The organism is Pedobacter sp. AK017 (genome assembly GCF_014200825.1).
In the GTDB taxonomy this organism is placed as follows: domain Bacteria; phylum Bacteroidota; class Bacteroidia; order Sphingobacteriales; family Sphingobacteriaceae; genus Pedobacter; species Pedobacter heparinus.
Genome location: NZ_JACHCW010000001.1, coordinates 16,703 through 35,336, shown reverse-complemented (window position 1 = coordinate 35,336; position 18,634 = coordinate 16,703). Strand labels below are relative to the sequence as shown.

General features: G+C 36.6%; 14 protein-coding genes and 1 pseudogene. 9 read left to right on the top strand and 6 right to left on the bottom strand.

Features of this window, described 5'->3' with window-relative positions; translation table 11 throughout:
• Positions 1-63: 63 nt before the first annotated feature.
• Entirely contained in the window at positions 64-1,686 is a 1,623-nt protein-coding gene (locus HDC92_RS00160) for a glycosyltransferase family 39 protein (protein WP_183871521.1), read from the bottom strand.
• A gap of 115 nt (positions 1,687-1,801) precedes the next feature.
• Here HDC92_RS00160 and HDC92_RS00155 point away from each other — a divergent pair, with 115 nt between their 5' ends.
• The 4 genes from HDC92_RS00155 to HDC92_RS00140 all read left to right on the top strand — a co-directional run bounded on the left by HDC92_RS00155 (position 1,802) and on the right by HDC92_RS00140 (position 5,433).
• Complete coding sequence (locus tag HDC92_RS00155) at positions 1,802-2,848, top strand: UbiA prenyltransferase family protein (RefSeq protein ID WP_183871519.1); 1,047 nt, start codon at positions 1,802-1,804, stop codon at positions 2,846-2,848.
• Between the two features lie 27 nt (positions 2,849-2,875).
• Complete coding sequence (locus tag HDC92_RS00150) at positions 2,876-4,318, top strand: GMC oxidoreductase (RefSeq protein ID WP_183871517.1); 1,443 nt, start codon at positions 2,876-2,878, stop codon at positions 4,316-4,318.
• A gap of 1 nt (position 4,319) precedes the next feature.
• On the top strand, positions 4,320-4,751 hold the full coding sequence (locus HDC92_RS00145) for a hypothetical protein (RefSeq protein ID WP_183871515.1): 432 nt from the start codon (positions 4,320-4,322) through the stop codon (positions 4,749-4,751).
• Positions 4,752-4,815: 64 nt separating this feature from the next.
• Positions 4,816-5,433: an HAD family hydrolase gene (locus HDC92_RS00140; RefSeq protein ID WP_183871513.1), complete on the top strand. Its 618-nt coding sequence runs from the start codon at positions 4,816-4,818 to the stop codon at positions 5,431-5,433.
• Between the two features lie 2 nt (positions 5,434-5,435).
• Here HDC92_RS00140 and HDC92_RS00135 read toward each other — a convergent pair whose 3' ends face one another.
• From HDC92_RS00135 to HDC92_RS00120, 4 genes are all read right to left on the bottom strand, one after another.
• A complete protein-coding gene (locus HDC92_RS00135) occupies positions 5,436-6,869 on the bottom strand; it encodes an MOP flippase family protein (protein WP_183871510.1) in 1,434 nt (477 codons plus the stop codon).
• Positions 6,870-6,916: 47 nt separating this feature from the next.
• On the bottom strand, positions 6,917-7,717 hold the full coding sequence (locus HDC92_RS00130; protein WP_183871508.1) for a glycosyltransferase: 801 nt from the start codon (positions 7,715-7,717) through the stop codon (positions 6,917-6,919).
• Positions 7,718-7,813: 96 nt separating this feature from the next.
• Positions 7,814-8,608 (bottom strand): glycosyltransferase family 2 protein, encoded by a 795-nt coding sequence (locus HDC92_RS00125; RefSeq protein ID WP_183871506.1) that lies wholly within the window; start codon positions 8,606-8,608, stop codon positions 7,814-7,816.
• A 122-nt stretch (positions 8,609-8,730) separates the two neighbouring features.
• Positions 8,731-10,110, bottom strand: coding sequence for a hypothetical protein (locus tag HDC92_RS00120; protein WP_183871504.1), 1,380 nt, complete (start codon positions 10,108-10,110; stop codon positions 8,731-8,733).
• Positions 10,111-10,662: 552 nt separating this feature from the next.
• Between HDC92_RS00120 and HDC92_RS00115 the strand changes: the two genes are divergently transcribed.
• Together HDC92_RS00115 and HDC92_RS00110 are read left to right on the top strand one after the other, a co-directional pair.
• Positions 10,663-11,520: a hypothetical protein gene (locus HDC92_RS00115; protein WP_183871502.1), complete on the top strand. Its 858-nt coding sequence runs from the start codon at positions 10,663-10,665 to the stop codon at positions 11,518-11,520.
• Between the two features lie 51 nt (positions 11,521-11,571).
• Positions 11,572-13,155 carry a hypothetical protein gene (locus HDC92_RS00110; protein WP_183871500.1) on the top strand — a complete coding sequence of 528 codons (1,584 nt, stop codon included), beginning with the start codon at positions 11,572-11,574 and terminating at the stop codon, positions 13,153-13,155.
• 90 nt (positions 13,156-13,245) lie between these two features.
• Here the strand turns inward: HDC92_RS00110 and HDC92_RS00105 are convergent.
• Positions 13,246-14,274 (bottom strand): annotated as a pseudogene (locus HDC92_RS00105) (acyltransferase family protein); the annotation flags it as partial.
• Between the two features lie 487 nt (positions 14,275-14,761).
• On the opposite strand from HDC92_RS00105, the gene HDC92_RS00100 reads away from it, so the two are divergent.
• From HDC92_RS00100 to HDC92_RS00090, 3 genes are all read left to right on the top strand, one after another.
• A complete protein-coding gene (locus HDC92_RS00100) occupies positions 14,762-15,331 on the top strand; it encodes an RNA polymerase sigma-70 factor (protein ID WP_183871499.1) in 570 nt (189 codons plus the stop codon).
• Between the two features lie 94 nt (positions 15,332-15,425).
• Positions 15,426-16,631, top strand: coding sequence for a FecR family protein (locus tag HDC92_RS00095; protein ID WP_183871496.1), 1,206 nt, complete (start codon positions 15,426-15,428; stop codon positions 16,629-16,631).
• A 309-nt stretch (positions 16,632-16,940) separates the two neighbouring features.
• Positions 16,941-18,539 (top strand): SusC/RagA family TonB-linked outer membrane protein, encoded by a 1,599-nt coding sequence (locus HDC92_RS00090; protein WP_183871494.1) that lies wholly within the window; start codon positions 16,941-16,943, stop codon positions 18,537-18,539.
• Positions 18,540-18,634: the final 95 nt, after the last annotated feature.

Below are 18,634 nucleotides of genomic sequence, written 5' to 3'. Positions count from 1 at the left end.
TTTTGAATACACATTTAAAAGCATAAAAAAGATCTGCTAAAGCATTGCCCGATTGATTTTTATCTAAAATCCCTCAATTTCAAATAGATAAATTGTAATGTCCGAATATACAAAATTCCATACTGGTTTTCCAATTTTATTAAATTCGTTGAATAAATTTTTTCCGGGAGATACATTGGTTTTATAATACCAGTCCGGATCATCTATTTTATCCCCTATATCGGTTAAAAACTGCTTGTTATAGATTAACCAAACCCTTTTTTTTCCTTTGAACTTTGTAAAATCTTTATTTAGCTTTTGGTTATAATCCGTATGGTCTCTTGCTGTTTTTCTAAAATCCTGACCTTGAATTGCTGTGTATTTTAAATTAAGTATATGCTGATATACTTTATAGCCTGGTGCATTGTTCCAGTAATTATAAACAACATCACCTTGCTTGAAATGGTCATTTACATTTAGCAGGGCCTCCTTCATAAATGACTTTTTATGTTTATAAAATTTAATGGGCATAGCCAGGTAATAAATTGATTGCATAACCGGACTGGCTACAATAGCTACCACTAATATTAAAGCCCCATAAGTCAATTTAATTTTCTGCCTATAAAACTCAAAACCATAGGCAATGAACAATATAAAAATAGGAGAAATAAATACCCAAAACCGTTCGATAATCGGATATAACAATAAACCTGAGGCTAAAAACATCAATACGATAGGGAAGGTAAGTACATAAAAAAACTGAATATTTTTTTTATAAAGGCTATATATACCGCTAAATAATACAATGGAGGGTAATGCGCATTGTAACAGGACAATTAAAGAGTTACTTGATGTTTCTTTAAAATTCCAGATCAGGCCCAATGGATAGTCCAGCATTTGTAAATAGTTTCTTGGATACCATTTTAATTCAGCTGCCGAATGCGGCGGAAAGGGCATAAAGTTATCATAGGTTTTGAAAAAATAGACTACCCAATTTGAAGGATCTGCATGTTTTTTGGTAAAGAAAAAATAATTAACCGCAAAGCTTAAAATCCAGATGGAAAAGGGGATAAGTTTGGGAAGTAAGGATTTCCAGTCTCTTTTTAATAGATAGTTTAAGCTAATCCCCCCAATTATACCTGCAAGGATAAATATTATGGGAAAAGAGAACCATATCATCAATGCACCAAAAATGCCCCAGCAAAGGTTATTTTTCAAGGTGATTTTGTGCGCATAGCATACGTATAAATACAATGCTACAACTGTTGCCAAACATTCCATTGAATATTGTTTAATCTCTACACTGTGGTAAATTAATGCCGGAGCAAAGCAAAATATACTCAATGCTACTATCTGTCCGGCTTTGGATAGAAAGTATTTGCAAACCTGGTAAAATATTAAGATGGAGACTATTCCGGCAATAAATGGGATACTTCTTAATACCATCTCTGTATAGCCAAACAAATCCACGCTTAATTTAACTAACCATAAGAATCCTATCGGAGCTTTTTGTCCATAATCAAGCGCAGCTGTTGCCAGATGGCTGTAACTGGTTTTGATAAATGTAGAACAGAGGTAAACCTCATCCATCCAAAGCGATCTGTTGTAAATGAAATGAAATGATCTTAGGCTAATACCAGCTAATACAATCAAATGGATAAGCATACTTAAAATATAAGCCGATTTATCCGGATTTTTAGTTGTCATGCCATTTATTTTTGTTCGTTTACAATAGCACAATATCGAAATTTTTGATAATTTTATCTCCAAATAAATATTTTGTACAGAATTCATCGTGAAATGAGAAAATTTATGTCATGAAATGACAGATAAACCAAAAGGGGCAACGGTTGTATACGAGCCCATTGAAAAAAATATAAGAAGTAAGGCAAAATTATCCCATTATGTGGCCATAGCAAGACCAGATAATTGGGTTAAAAATCTATTTATGGTGCCCGGAATGCTCTTTGCCTTATCCATTTTTCATACTCCGTTTAATGTCAATTTATTGTATAAAATCATATGTGGCATCGCTGGGATTTGTTTGGTCGCTTCAGCAAATTATGTAATAAATGAATACCTTGACGCAGGTTTTGATCAATTTCATCCGCTGAAGAAAAAGAGATCTTCGGTCGTTGCTGTTATCAATCCAATAATCGTATATACGGAGTATGTTTTTTTGGCGGTGGCAGGTTTGTTTTTAGCTTATCTTGTTTCCCTGAAGTTTTTGTCGATGGCGGGACTTTTACTTTTTATGGGTATTATTTATAATGTACAACCTTTCAGAAGTAAAGACCGGGTTTTTTTAGATGTATTAAGTGAATCTGTAAACAACCCCATAAGGTTTGCGGCTGGTTGGTTTATCTTTAGCCCGGCTTTAGGTGTTCCAAATAGCAAATGGGATTTAGACTGGATCAATACTTTTCCACCTGTAAGTATTATTATTGCCTATTGGATGGGCGGTGCATTTTTAATGGCCACCAAACGTTTTGCAGAATTCAGGGTAATCGCCAATCCGGAAATTGCCGGCCAATATAGAAGGTCATTTAAATATTATACCGAAAACAGCCTGTTGGTTTCTATGTTTTTTTATGGTATTACATCCGCGTTTTTTATGGGGATTTTTCTAATCAAAGACAGAATTGAATTGCTGGTGAGTTTTCCTTTTTTTGCTTTGTTATTTTCCTGGTACCTGCGGATCGGGCTTTTAAATGACTCGCCGGTACAGGGTTCAGAAAAATTATATACCAGGAAATGGTTTATGCTCTACCTTTTTTTGTTTACCATATTGTTGTGTATTTTAATGTTTGTGGACATACCCTGGTTACATTGGTTTCTGAAAAATGCAAATAACTATTATTATAACTGAAAAGGCTTTTCCAAAATTGTTTAAGAAATGAAATACGATCATTACGATCTTGTGGTTGTGGGTACCGGGTTTGCTTCCAGTTTTTTTTTAAAGAAGTATCTTTCTAAACCGGGTTCAAAAAACAAAAAAGTACTTGTTTTAGAAAAGGGCTATTTTTACCCACATGCAGAGCGGCTTAAAGTGGAAAAGGGTGCATCATCTGCTTATCAAAAATATGCTTCACCATGGCAGGATAATATCTTCAATTTGAACGAGAAGAAGGTATGGCAGTTTACCACTGCTTACGGAGGGTCATCTAACTGCTGGTGGGGTTGCACACCCCGGTTTATGCCGGCCGATTTTAAGTTAAAAAGTTTATATGGTGTAGGTCAGGACTGGCCGGTAAGTTACGATGACCTGGATCCTTATTATTATGAAGCAGAGGAGATCATGACAGTCTCCGGGCCCGATGATACCCCATTTCCAAGAAAAGGAAAATATCCTTTGCCGCCACATACCTTCAGCCTGGTTGATAAAATACTGCATAAAAAATATGGCAATAAATACATCAGTCAGCCAACTGCCAGAGCCAGCAGGCAAATTGCGCATAGAAATGGCTGCATGGCCTTAAGTACCTGTCATACCTGTCCGGTAAATGCCAAATTTACTATAGAAAATGGAAATCTAGGTGTTTATGAGGATGAACGGGTAGATCTCCAATATGGCTGTGATGTTTATAACCTTGAAATCGTAAATGATATAGTCAGAAAAGTGCTTTTTCAAAAAGATGGTAAAGTATTGTCAATTTCAGGTGAAGTAGTGGTGTTGGGTGCCAATCCATTTTTTAATGCTAATATTTTATTAAATGCCGGCGATAAAAACCCTTTAACCGGGAGGGGGATAGGTGAACAGCTGGGGATGCAGGTGCAGATTTACCTGGATGATATAAAAAATGTGGGCGGAAGCAGCTGGGTAAACGCAAATGGATATATGTTTTATGACGGAGACCATAGAAAAGATTTTGCGGCCTGTTTGATAGAAGTAAATAATGCACCTTATTATATCCGGGTAGAAAGGGGTAAACATTTAAATGTAGCCAGTTTCAGACTCGTATTTGAAGATTTACCGATCAATACCAATTATGTGGCAACTACATCAAATAAATTGAAGCCTGAAATCCACTTCAAAGATAGGTCTGATTATGCGCTAAAAGCCATAGATAACATGAAGTTGAAATTACCAGGGGTTTTATCATGTTTACCCGTTGAAAAAATTATATATCAGGGTACCGAGCCAAACGAAGGGCATATTATTGGTGGAACCCGCATGAGTGCAGCTAAAAGTGATGGGGTGGTAGACAAATACATGATCCATCATCAATACCGAAATTTATTTGTTATAGGTGCGGGTGCCTTTACCACTTACGGTCCATCCAATCCTACACTAACTTTATCAGCCTTATCCTTATTTGCTGCAGACAAGGTATTTTAATATGGAAAGAAGAAAATTTATTACATTAACTGGAGTGGGGGTCGGCTTGTGTATTATACCTGCTTCACTTTATGTTATAGGATCTGATCTGAAAACATACGCCGCCCTTATTCTCAAAAAGGAGCTGTTCTATTTAAAGCTGGAACCTAAAGGTTTTTCTGTCTATATAGAGGATTATTTTAAATTTATTAAAAATGATACGGTGGCAACTTTAAAATGGAAAATTCTTTATTATACCAATGCAAACTGGGAAAAATCGGACAGTATCAGAGACCTGATCAAGTACTATCTCTTATCCAGCGATTTTTTTATCAATAAGACCGACGAGAGTAAGACGGTAAACTATTTAGGCTTATTTAATTCTTATAAAAGTCCTATACCTAATCCTTATTCTTTTGTACTTTATCCTCCGGATGAAATTAAAGATGTTTAGCCTTAATAGATTGAGTAAATTTATTCGGATTCATATTGTAATGTGGTGAAAATAGTAAATACAAATGGATAACAATAAACCGATGATGGATAAGCAGGTAATAGCTGCATTTGATTTTGATGGAACAATTACCACATGTGACACGCTTCCCCTTTTTATCAGGCATATCAGTTCTGTAAAGCAATTAATTTTGGGTAGCTTATATATGGTTCCTTTCCTGATTCTATTTAAATTAAGGTTAATCCCAAATCATAGGGCTAAAAGGCAATTGTTCAAGTATTTCCTTAACGGCATGCACATTGACAAACTGAATGCTTTAGCAGCATCTTTTGTACCTTCAGTTGAAGCAGTATTGAATCCTGTTGCAATGGAAAGAATAAAGTGGCACCGGCAAAGGAATCATGAGGTTATTATTATCAGTGCTTCTGCCGAAAACTGGATAAAACCATGGGCTAATGCCTATGGGATTGATGTAATTTTAGCTACACAATTAAAAAGGGACGGTCAAATTGTAACAGGTGAATATTTAACAGTAAACTGTTACGGACAACATAAAGTTGAACGAATCCTTGAAAAGTACCCACAAAAACAGGAGTATATATTATATGCTTATGGAGATAGTAAAGGAGATCGGGAACTGCTTGAATTCGCTGATTATGCATTTTATAGGCGTTTTGAATAGCCTTATAACGAACTTCTCAAGCTCTTAAGCTCCGAAAAAGATATTTTATACTTTAAAGTTAATACCCCGTAAACTGCTCCTCCAAGTGCAATCTGAATCACGGTATGCACCAGGCCCAGGTTTCCAATAAATTGCCTGTAAAGCAAAATTACCACTACCATTGATAAACTGAACATTATGGGTTTAGACAGGTTTTCAAGGAAAGGTTTCATAAAGCTACCCAACATACGCTGAATAAGGATAAAATTTAAAATCACAGCAATGAAGCTTGTTATTAAAAATCCCACTGCTATACCTAAGATTCCATAATTGCTGGCAAAATAGATAATCGGAAATTTCAATACGAGCATTACTAAACTCAGGTAAAACAATAGATTAGGTTTCCCTGTTGAATAAGCTACCGTAGATAGCGGATAGACCAAACAAGAGAATATACCCATAAATATAAATATTTTAATAAGTGGAACGGTGGGCTCCCATCCAGGACCGTAAATTAAGGGCACAACATTTTCTGCCATCAAAAAAAGTCCCACAAGGAGGGGGATGTTGCAAAAAGTTAAAAAATCAATAATTTTAAGATATGCATTTTTAAGTTGCCCTAAATTGTCCTTTATTTTTGCCATTATGGGGTAACAAATCTGGATAATTATAGGACATAGCCTACTTACTGGGTATACTGCAATTTGTGAAGCTATGGTGTAGTAACCAAGCTGTTTTACATCTAAAAAACCCCCAATAAATATGGTATCCAAATTATTGTTTGCAAAACTAATCACACTTTCCCCGATATTGAATATCCCAAAACGTAAGTGTTCTTTAATTTTACTCAGATCAAAATGTATAGAAGGAAAAAAATATTTTCTCGCTATGATGTTTTGGATAATCATTTTGAGGAATTGAGCGCTGAGCAGTCCAAATATTAAAGCTTTGGCCTGGTATCCCTGATAAGCAAAATAAATAGTAATAGAGGTACCTAGTACTGAACATATAATTTCAGTAAGTGCCAGAGATTTAAATTGTAATTCCTTTTCCAGTAGTATATTATAAATTTGTCCCAAAAACACTATTGGAAAGTAAAAAGCAGCAAGTCTTAAGATCTCTGCCAATTCCGGTTCTTTATAGTATAAAACTAATAATGGTGCAGTAAAATAAATTACGATAAACATCAGTATACCAACCATAATATTTAGAAAATATATAGTGGACAAGATATTTTTATCGCTTTCCTGCTTGTAAATAATGGAATTTGAAAATCCGAAATGCGCAAAAATGCTTAAAAAGTTAAGTACCAGTGTACTGATGCTGACAAGTCCAAAAGCTGTGGGCTCTAGCAACCTTGCCAATATCGCAACTTGTCCAAATTGCAGACAAGTATTCACTACAGTTGAGATGGTAGTCCACTTGGCTCCATTAATTGCCTTTGCCTTATTGCTCATAAATAATGTTCAATTTCTTGATTCCTGAAATTTGGAGTAATGCGATGTTATTTACTCACGATAAATGCAACACTTTCTTTTAGTGTTTTGAATTTCAGATAAAGCCAATATAAGGGGGCTATATCTGAATATTTTTTTGTTTTAATTTTTTCAGGACGGAATAACCCGGGTTCATGATCACTATTATCATGTTCAAATAAATTTTTGAAATTATCAAAATATAACCCTCTGCCTTTCTTTTTCAGAAAAGTTCTACACATACCCATTTCGGTAACATCTCCCTTCGGAGATTCAATGTATCTTCCAAACTTTTCTGGATAACTGCGTCTTTTTAAATGAGGATGGTCACTGTAAACATAAAATTTAATATGACTGATATACCACGGCCATAAACTGAATTTCATTTCTGAAAACCCTGATTTGTAGGGTTTTAGGTATGGGAATGGAGCCCATGGAAATGAATAGAATCTTACAATATCCCATTGCGATTCGTTCTTCATGATTTCCAGTCCATCTATCAAGGCCTGCCCAAGCGCTGCTTTAGGTACAAAGTCTTCCTGGATATATAAAATATATGGGGTTTTAACTGCGTCCTGACCTACATTTATCGTGTTACCCAAGCCTTTATTGGTTTCTGAGGTTAATAAGGTAAAACCAAATTCCTGTTGCAGTTTGATTACTGCAGACAGGTGCTCTTCTCTGCTTCCACCATCAGATACAATGACCTCGTCGAAAGAGATTTTATATGAGTTTAAGGTATTCAGTAAACGTTGTAATGATTCACTTCTGTTAAAATGAGTGATCAATAGGGTGACTTCCGAAATATGCAGATTTGAATTTTGTGTCATTATGGTTGATTAGTCAGAAGCTATAGATGCTATCAATATTTTTATTTGCAATAAATATAATGATTATTTACTTTGATTAAAGTAGCAAAGGTCTTTTTACTGTTTTTTTAACAATCTGGCATTTAACCTTAAAAATTTATACTTCAGGTAAAACCATCTGATTAAAGTAACAGCAGGCGATTTACTTTGCTTCCATGATTTTCTAAAGGAAGCTGTACTTGGTTCTAGATTTGAATTGATTTGGTCCAGTAAACCATAATGGTCATTGTAAAAAAGTGATCGCCCTTTATTCCTGATAAAAGATAAACTCATTTCCATCTCTGTTTCATCTCCATTTATACCTTCTTTGTACCTGCCAAATTTATTGAAAAAATCGCTCTTTCTTAAATGAGGATGGTCTCCATAAAGATAAAATTTAAGATTGTTGGAATAAATGGGATTCCAATGGAATATCTTTTCTGAGAAACCATTTTTATAGGGGCGGAGATAGGGATATGGAACATAAGAATAAAATGTGATCAGATCCCAGCAATGATCTTCGATCATCATGTTTAAAGCTTCTTTAAAGTGTGCTTCAAATGGGGCCAGCGGAACAAAATCTTCCTGTATATAAACCGTGTATTTTTTGCTTACCGCGTCCTGGCCTTTATTGATGTTGTGTCCAAGCCCGCCATTAACTGGTGTAGTAACCAGTTTGAAATTAAATTGTTCCTGCAGCCTGTAAAGCTTGTTCAAATGATATGCATTGCTACAATCGTCAGAAACAACAGTTTCTCCAAACCCAAGTTTAAGATCGGTAAATGCATTTAAAAGGCGTTCTAAAGATTCACTTCTATTATAATGGGTTATTAATAGCGTTACGTCTTCAAATAATGTCAGGGGTTTATCCATAGCAGCAAGTGTACGGATGGCAAATATAGGATATAATTAAGATTTGTAAAACAAAAAAAGCACTCTTCACATTAAGGATGAACTAAATGGAAAAGTGCTTCAAAGTTGTATCAGTGTGCGGTCTATTCAACTGCTCCTATAGTAGGAGTAGCACTTCTTGAGTTACCATAAAAATCGTCGGAAAGTAAAGGGCTTGCTATCCCTTTAGCTTTTACAGGGGAATTAGCGTTTAGGTTAAAGCTCTGCTCGTTAACAATTCCCGCATCTGAATAAGTTTTAAAATATAAGTTGTTAGAAGCAATAGGAACTAAATCCGAAACCTGTCCTGCAATTACATAGGGAGCCGGTAGGTTATAGGCAAGATTATTATAAACTTTACAAGTACCGCCTTGCAAACCATATACGTCAACAAGATTTCCCTGCCATTCGTTATTCATGTTTAAGCTGCCACATGTATTGTTAAATACCTCTGCATGAACATAAGTTGATTTTCCGGGCATAATGTTATAGTTGAAAGCCTGAACTTCAAAAGCAGAATATTTACGTGAATTAAATACAATGTTATTGTAGATCAAAACAGATTTTGGTGTTGTACCTATACTGAAAGAAAAAGCCCTTATTGCATTTCCTTGATGGTTACTGACCTTGTTGTGATGAAACTTACCATTTCCGTTCAGCAAAAATATTCCATTATGGTTGTTGTTTGCAGTGTTTATATTGTTAATTGTATTGTGATGGATATCGTAGTTTTCTGCATTTCCTATCCAAACAACGGAGCCAACACCTGGGGAATTTTGAAAATTCAGATAAGCAATTTCAATATTTTTAATCAAGCCCAGGATTGATCCATTTTCTGCTGTACCTGCACCAGAATAGAATTGACCTGTATTGTCGCAATCAATATGCAGGAACTTTAAATTTTTAGAGTAAGAATCTTCAGATCCATTGTAAGGCTCTATATATTTATATGTTATTACGTTGTCGCCGATATTTTTAAAAGAAGCGTACTGAAAGGTAAAGTTATTTAGCACTCCGTCAACTTCAACTGGTCTAAAGGTATTACCTGTAAAAGTGAATCCTTTATCAATTCCAGTTGTACCGTTTCCAGTTATAATTACATTGTTTAAATTTGCAAGCCTCATTTGACCTGTGGTCATCGAAACCAACCCGTCGTTTTGTATGGTTACAGACCCTTTAATTCCGTTGATATTTGAAATGGATATCCCATCATATTTTCCGCCTTTAACTTTTATTAAAATGTTGCCATCTATGTTTAAAGATTTGCCATCTATGGTAAGCCTTCCGGAGCCGGTTCCTAATTCATAGGTTTGAGAATAAATAATTTCCTGGGTAGGTGGGTTTGGCTTTGGTGGGTCAGGTGTAACCGGAGTTTCTATTGGGGGCTGAACACTGTCTGCAATCAGACTCGGATTTTTTTTACAGCTTACACAGCCAATGATCAGCATGTAAAACAAATAATGCATGTTTAGTTTTTTTCCCATAAATGTAATCATAATATTTTTCCCTATTGATTGATGCAATTTTAAGGAAATTTAAATTCAATTCTATAACTGAAAATAGTTACTCAAATGTTAATAATTAAAAAAAATCCTCAAAAATGCGTTTTAAAACAAATGGGGAATGTTTTACTCGGTTCCGTTGTGTAATAGAAATGTTTCAATATGACATTTATGTGACAAAATGATAGAAATTGTGCCATTAAATATGGTTTAAGGCTTCTTGAATAATTGAGTTTGGGGATGTAGTAAATGAAAAAAATATACTGGCACACTTATTTGTTGAGATTTTTATGTTTTTTCCCCTAAAATGGGGAAAATATTACTCGGTATAATGGGTAGAAATAATTAATTAAACGTTAAAGAAAAAGATAAAAATTTAACTTTGGTTCTTTTATGCCTTTAGAAGGGGGGGGCTGTTTTTTATTTCGAATAAAAAAAATAAAAATTCTAGCTATGGCACTATTTTAGCAATAATAACGGGTTAGTGTTCTCATTATTGTATATTTAAAATGAGAATAGTAATAGAATAGCTTTATGCATAAAAGGAATATAGTTATAGCTCCATGTGGAAATAAATCATATTTATTTGAGGAAGCGTGGCTTAAAAATAAAGAAGAGCGTAATTTTGACATTTGCCTGCTTTTTTATCATGAACATATTAACAACCAGGACGTAGTTAAAAGTGTGGATCATTTTTATCATTTAAAAGATTTTAAGTATAAAATGATTTTTACCTTATTGACCAAAATAAATCCCGAATGGCTACAGCATTATGATTATTTCTATTTTTTAGATGACGATATTTATATCGATACCGAATCGATAAACCAGCTTTTTAATTTAAGTAAGGCATTTGATACCAGCATCAGCTGTGCAGCACTATCAGCTGATTCCTTTTGTAGCTGGCCAATTTTTAAACAGGACCCAACTGCATTTTTAAGATATGTTGGTCAGATTGAAGTAATGGCGCCACTTTTTAACAGTCAGACGTTGAAATTGATGTTGCCAACTTTTGTGGAAAACAAATCCAGCTGGGGAATTGATTCCGTATGGTCAAAACTGTTGAACTATCCTAAAAACAAAATGGTTATTTTTGATACAGTAGTTATGAAACACACACTTCCAGTAGGCGGAGGGGAACTGTACCTTAAAATTGGTGTTAGTCCACACGACGAATGGGCTAGTATTGTAGATAGGTATGGAGCAAAGATGGAAAATTTCGTAGAGTATGGAAGGTTGAAGTACTTATCAACGGAAAATAGCATTCCTTACAGTATCAAAAATTCAATATCCAGAGGATTTAGTCAAATTACTAAAAAAATGCGCGATTATGATTTGCTATCCAGAATAAAAAACCGCTTAGGATTTCTTAGCGGTAAAAAAATCATTTAAAATAGCAGTTACCCTTCTTAAACTTAGTAGATGTTCTTAACATGTAATGGTATGAAAAAAAAATACGCCATGGTGTTGGCAGTTATTCTATTTAGTGCTTGTCAGTCAGACAAAATAAGTGACCAAAGGATCGAAAAGGTGATTCGGGTCAGAAACATTCAAATGAAAAATCTTTTAGGCATCAATGCTTTTGAATGGGATTTTTTGCAGAACCATGATGAGCCAGGTGTGAATACCAAAATGTATGAGCCTAAATTTGAGCTCATCAAATCGTTTGGGATGGTAAGGCATTATCTGGATTGGGAAAAGCTGGAAGATAAAAAAGGAAAGTATAGTTTTAACCCTACAGCAAGGGGCGGATGGAATTATGACGTGATTTACGAACGTTGCAAGAAAGAAGGGATAGATGTGTTGGTTTGTATGAAGAGCACACCAGACTGGTTATACCTTACTTATCCTAAGGCTGAGCAGGATTATGACCATGTGCCAGTACCTTACAAGGCAAACCGTGAAGATCCGAATTCTTATATTTCACAGGCAAGAACTGCATTTCAATTTGCAGCGCGTTATGGATCTAATAAAGATCTGGATCCTGCTCTGGTTAAAGTTAACCTGGAAAAAAGATGGCCTGATGACGTACTAAATACGGTTAAAATTGGCCTGAACACGATAAAATATTTTGAGTGTAACAACGAACCAGATAAGTGGTGGAAGGGGCCAAAAGCACGCCAGACTGGAAGGGAATATGCTGCTAACCTATCTGCCTTTTATGATGGTCATAAAGGAACTATGGGGAAGGGGGTTGGTGTAAAAAACGCCGATTCAAATATGGTAGTGGTAATGGGGGGATTGGGGCGGCCAGACATAGAATATTTGAAAGAAATGGTAGAGTGGTGCAAAGAAAAAAGGGGATACAAGGCAGACGGAACTATAGATTTGTGTTTTGACGTGATCAATTATCATCTTTATTCAAATGATAACACGGGTTGGTTTGGTCGTTTTGTAAATAAAAAGAGGGGAGTGGCCCCCGAATTGACCAATCAGGGAGAGATCGCAAATACCTTTGTTGATTTTGCTGAGATGTTGAGAAAAAACTTTGAAGTTTGGGTAACTGAATCGGGGTATGACCTGAATACAAGCAGCGTACAAAGGGCGGTTCCTGTAGGATCAAAGTCGGCCCTGATTACCCAGGCCGATTGGATGTTACGTTCAAGTCTGCTATATGCCCGACATGGTGTAAACAGGTCTTGTTATTATCAGTTGTATGATACAGATCCAAAAAATGGCGTTTTCGGCTCTGCAGGTTTTGTTGATAACGGAAAAAGAAGACCTGTAGCCGATTACTTTTTACAGGTTAAAAAGCTAATGGGAAATTTTTTCTATTTTAATACCATAAACGATGATCCGATAGTTGACATTTATCGGTCAGGAAAAAAAAGCATTTATATTTTAACTGTTCCCGATGAGGTAGACAGAAAAGAAAAATATAAATTAGACCTTAATGGCGCAAAAACTGCCATAATTTATACTTTAATTCCGGGTGCTGATGAAATGCAGGCTAAAGAGGTAAAAACAAATAACGGCTTTCTTGAAATAACCGTTACCGAAACACCTGTTTTTGTTGAAGGAAGGTAACATTAAATTGGAAAACAAGCGGAACTCAAGCCCGAAAGCTAATCCCGCTAATTATGGCTCATTATCTTTCTTCCATCCAGTCAGCATAGATTACTGACCCCGCGTAGGATTGCGCAGCCGAGCCAGCTTTTTTCTTACCGGAATATCATAAACTTTAAGGATTATCCATGACCCGACTATCAGGCTAAGTATTAAAATGCAGGCAACAAGTGCCGCCATTGTGCTACCTGGTTTTTTATCTGTAACCCAATGAATATAAGGGTGGACAAATGGGTAATGAAGTAAATAGAGCGGATAAGATATCTGGCCCATAAAAAGGCATGCAGCAGCGAGCTTCCCTTTAACCTGGCTACCTGCGCCAATTGAAATAATTAAAGGAAATACCAGGATTACACAGGCCGCATCAAACAGCCCATTAGTTCTAAAACGAGGAATATGAGGTACGACAAATACAACAAGCAAAAGTAAAGATGTTAATAGGAAAGGAAATTTAATATTGACCAATAAATTCAGGCGATAAATTAACAAACCTGCAAAAAAAGGAAAGGTCACCCTCACAGGTCCCACCCAGATATTTTGCCATGACCAACCGCCCTGAAGATCTCCGTAATGAACAGCAGTAATAGTTAAAGCAATGGCCGATCCGGCAACAAATACTAACAATGTTTTGATCTTCATTTTTCTACCCCAAAAAGCATAGCATATATTAATCAGATATTCCTGAAACAAAGACCAGGCTGGCCCATTTAGAGAGTGGGTTTCATGCCACCGATTTGGTAACGTAGGAGCCGGCACCAGCAGAATTCCAAGTATAAATGCTACAGCAATTGCAACAGTACCAACCTGCTGATTGTTCCCTACAAAAGGGTCATATATATAGGTCAAAGCGCCGATAACTGTTCCCAGTACAACCAACGGATGTAACCTTTGTAGTCTGATCATAAGGAACTGCGAAATTGTCATCGTATCCCATCTGCTATCATATGCATGCCCTATTACAAAACCAGAGAGCAAAAAAAAGAAATCGACAGCCAGGTAGGCATGATGAAAGGGATTAACATCATAAGTGCCAGCTATGCCTTCTAAAAGATGATAGATAGTAACGATGATAGCAGCTAATCCTCTGAGGCATCTAAAATCTCAAAATGTTTCTTCATGTGAAATTAAATATTTCCTATTGAAATTTTCATGGTTATGTTAATTGATAAATTCCCTTTTATAAATATACACTTTAATATAAAGTTTCCATTATAGATAAAAAGATTGTCCAAAAACCAGTTTCACAAATCCCACTACCTTGGGCAGAAAGCATACAGAAAGCAGATTACCCGCAGATGGCTTCGGAAAAAGGTACCCCATCTCCGAAGCCATCTGCAGGCTTTGTGCAATACATGTGCCTAGGTTATAAATCTATTTCCTGATGAAATTTATTTTCTTTTAAAAACAGGCTTTGATGCAACTAAAAACCTGTTTTTAGGATTAAATACCTGAGTGTTAACCATACACTATTAAAATAAATCTTCTAAATTTTAACCAGGTAATATGAATTTATCTATACAATTGCAGAAAATATTCAGTAATTTTAATAGGGAAAAATACAAAGGGAATGGGTGATTACAGTACTTACACTGACCAGGAACTGCTTGTTTTGATAAAAGCGGAAGATTACTCTGCCTTTAACGAAATATATCACCGGCATGCCGATGCTTTATATGGATCGGCGTATAACATACTCCGTGACCGGGACAGCTGCCGAGACGTTATACAGGATATATTTATTTGGCTTTGGCAAAACAGGTTACATTTGAATATCTCTAACTGCAGGGCCTATCTGTTAACTGCGGTAAAATTTAAAACGGCCAACTACATTCGCGACAATAAGATCGGTAAAGGATTTTTTATGGAACTATCAACGGTAGAGCTTAGCAGCGATGATGAAGAAAATGCCATAGAGGTTCGCCAATTATCAGATTTCATAAAAAGTTTAGCAGATCAGCTTCCTGGCAGGTATGGCCAAATATTCAGGTTGAGCCGCTATCAACAACTGAGTAATAAGGAAATTGCATTACAAATGGGCATTAGCGAAAAGACCGTGGAAAACCAGATGACTATAGCCCTAAAAAAAATAAAAGAGAAACTTGGCCCCGGCAGTGCACTATTGTTTTTCTTTCTATAACAACAGCTTCATATTATTTTAAAATTATTTTAACACAACCTGGGGGGTACGTTTATTTTTTGTGCCTTACAGGTATAAAGCCAAAATTCAATTGATGATGGAAAAAGATAAGTATATTGAGATTGCAGGAAAAGTAGCAGATGGTACAGCTTCAGAAAAGGAAATCGCATTGTACAATGCTTACTATAATGCCTATCAGCTTAAATATCCGTCATGGGCAGAACTGAATGCGCAACAAAGGAAAGAGATGCTTACTGAAACCCAGGAGGAGATTTATAATCAGTTGCACGGTCATGCAAGAAAAAGCCAGATAAAACTTTGGTCTCGTATCATCGGCGTAGCTGCTGCGGTAGCAGCCATTGTTTTTGGGGTATTCTTTTTTAAAGCGCCAGGTAATCCTGAACCTGGTTCTGGTTCTGCAAACTATACTAACGACATTGCCCCGGGTAAAAACACCGCAACCCTTACCCTTGCCAATGGTAAAACCATACTCCTAAGCGATGTTAAAACCGGGGTAATTGTTGATGCTTCAAAATTAACCTACAATGATAACACACCTGTCATTTCGAACGAAGAGAGGAATCTCTTGAATAGCACAGACAAGAGATCTCTCCCATATGGTCGAGATGACGGGGCTGGACGAAGCCTTACCCTTGCCACCCCCAGGGGTGGAACTTATCAGGTGCGTTTGCCTGATGGCAGTAAAGTGTGGCTAAACGCCGCATCGAGTTTAACTTATACTGCGCCGCTAAATGAGCGTGGCGGTGTACGTAAAGTTGAACTGAGCGGCGAGGCCTACTTTGAAGTATTTAGGAATAAAAATCAACCCTTTGTAGTAAAGTCCAAAAATTTGACAACAACGGTATTGGGTACGCATTTTAACATTAGTGCTTATGACGATGAAAATAGCACAAGAGCTACTTTACTGGAAGGAAGTGTAAAGGTGGCTTCTCCTGGGCTTTCGGGGAAAGAAGGTGAAACAGGTAGTGTAATTATAAAACCAAATCAACAAGCCTTTGTCACGGGTAGCACCGGTATAACAGTAAAGGAAGTAGATGCGGAACAAGCCGTAGCCTGGAAAAATGGCAAATTCCGGTTCAGGGAAACCCCGCTACAAGAGGTGATGAAACAACTGGCCAGATGGTATGATGTAGAAGTGGTTTACCCTGATGGCATACCGGATAAGAAATTTACAGGGGGCATTAACCGTAATGTAAATGTTTCTGAAGCACTCGGTTTGTTTAAATTTTCGGGGCTTAAGTTTACAATAGAAAACAAAAAAATAATAGTGAAAAAATAAAAGATATCATCAGAGGGTTTAACCAACCCTCATTAAATCATATGATCAGCTAACTAAACAATAGGAGGAACAGCAGCAACGCCTTAATGAACCAGAGAAACTAAACCAAAAAGGAGCTTCAAAAAGAAGCCGGAAAGTGTTTCGACCACTTGCCGGCAAATGATTGAGCCAACCTTTGCCGATTCAAGACCGGCATAAAAATTTATCGACTAACAAATTTATTATCAACTCAACCAAAGTAAAGTTATGCAAATTATTGCTGATAACATAGGTATGCCTTTGCGTATACCGCCTAAACTATTATTAATAATGAAACTAACCATTTTCATATTAATTATTGCCCTGATACAGGTTAGTGCCAGGGGATTTGGACAGAAGATAACGCTCAACACCAATCATACGCCTATTGAAAAAGTTTTACAATCTATAACCAACCAAAGTGGTTACGAGATCTTATACGATTTAAAAGATCTTAAAGACCAAAAGGTAAGTTTAAAACTAAATAATGTTTCTGTTGAGGAAGCCATTAAAACAGTACTTAAGGACCTGCCTTTTACCTACCAGATTATTAAAAACAACATTGTATTAAAAAAAGAAGAACCCACCTTTCTGGAGCGCCTGGCTGAGCGCTGGGCTGATCGGGATGTGCGGGGCCGTGTGGTGGATGAAACGGGGAAACCGCTACCGGGGGCATCGGTAAGGGTTAAGGGAAAGAATACAGTAGCCAATACCAATAGTGAGGGTGAATTTGTGATGAAAGGCCTGGCCGATGATGCGGTTTTGTTGATCTCGTATGTAGGCTACAAGCAATTGGAACTGCCTTTAAAAGGCACCGTAATGCCGTTGGAGATTAAGCTGAACCAGGTTACGGGAGAGTTGGAAGAAGTGGCAGTAAAAGGAAGTACAGGTTACCAGGTGATTGATAAGAACCATCCGGGAAGTTTTGATGTGATAGACAATGAATTGGTGAACAGGACAATGGGAACGAGCGTACTGAGCAGGATTGAGGATTTAACACCTGGGGTTTTGTTTAATAAGACTCGAGGTGCTAACTCGACTAACCAGCTTTTAATTAGAGGGCGGAATACTATCAATTCCAATACCTATCCTTTAATTGTCCTGGACAATTTCCCTTACGATGGAGACATCAATAATATCAATCCAAATGACATAGAAAGTTTTACTATACTCAAAGATGCTTCTGCGGCGGCTATATGGGGAGCCAGGGCAGGAAATGGGGTAATTGTAATTACCACCAAACGTGGTAAAACTGCAAAGCCACAGGTTTCTTTACGTTCGAATGTAATGGTCAGCGAAAAGCCTGATCAGTTTTATAGCAGCAGGATTTCGAGTAGCGATTTTATTGACATAGAAAGAGATTTGTTTAATCAGGGACGCTATAACGCATTAATTAATGCAACCCGCTTACCGCAGCCCTTAACCCCTGTTATAGAAATACTGGCTAAGCAGAGACAAGGTCAGCTTACAGTAGCAGAAGCTAATGCACATATTGATAAATTACGTAATCAGGATGTTAGGAATGATTTAGATAGATATTTTTATCAAACGGCAATTAACCAAGATAACCATTTAAGTGTAAGTGGAAACACTTCCGGTATCAATTATTATTTGAGTGGTGGTTGGAGTAAAGGGATCCCCAACAATCTTGGTGATGCACAAATAGATCGAGTCAACTTGCGAACAAACAACACATTTAAAGTAAATAATAAATTAAATATAGATGTAGGATTAACTTATACCAAGAATATGAGAAACGCAGGCAACGGCGCTGCTACAATCACACCTGGTGCATCAAAATCCTTATATCCTTATGCAGACCTGGTAGATGACCAAGGAAATGGATTGATATTGGTAAAAGATTACCGTAGCGCATTCACCGATACATAAATATAGATGTAGGATTAACTTATACCAAGAATATGAGAAACGCAGGCAACGGCGCTGCTACAATCACACCTGGTGCATCAAAATCCTTATATCCT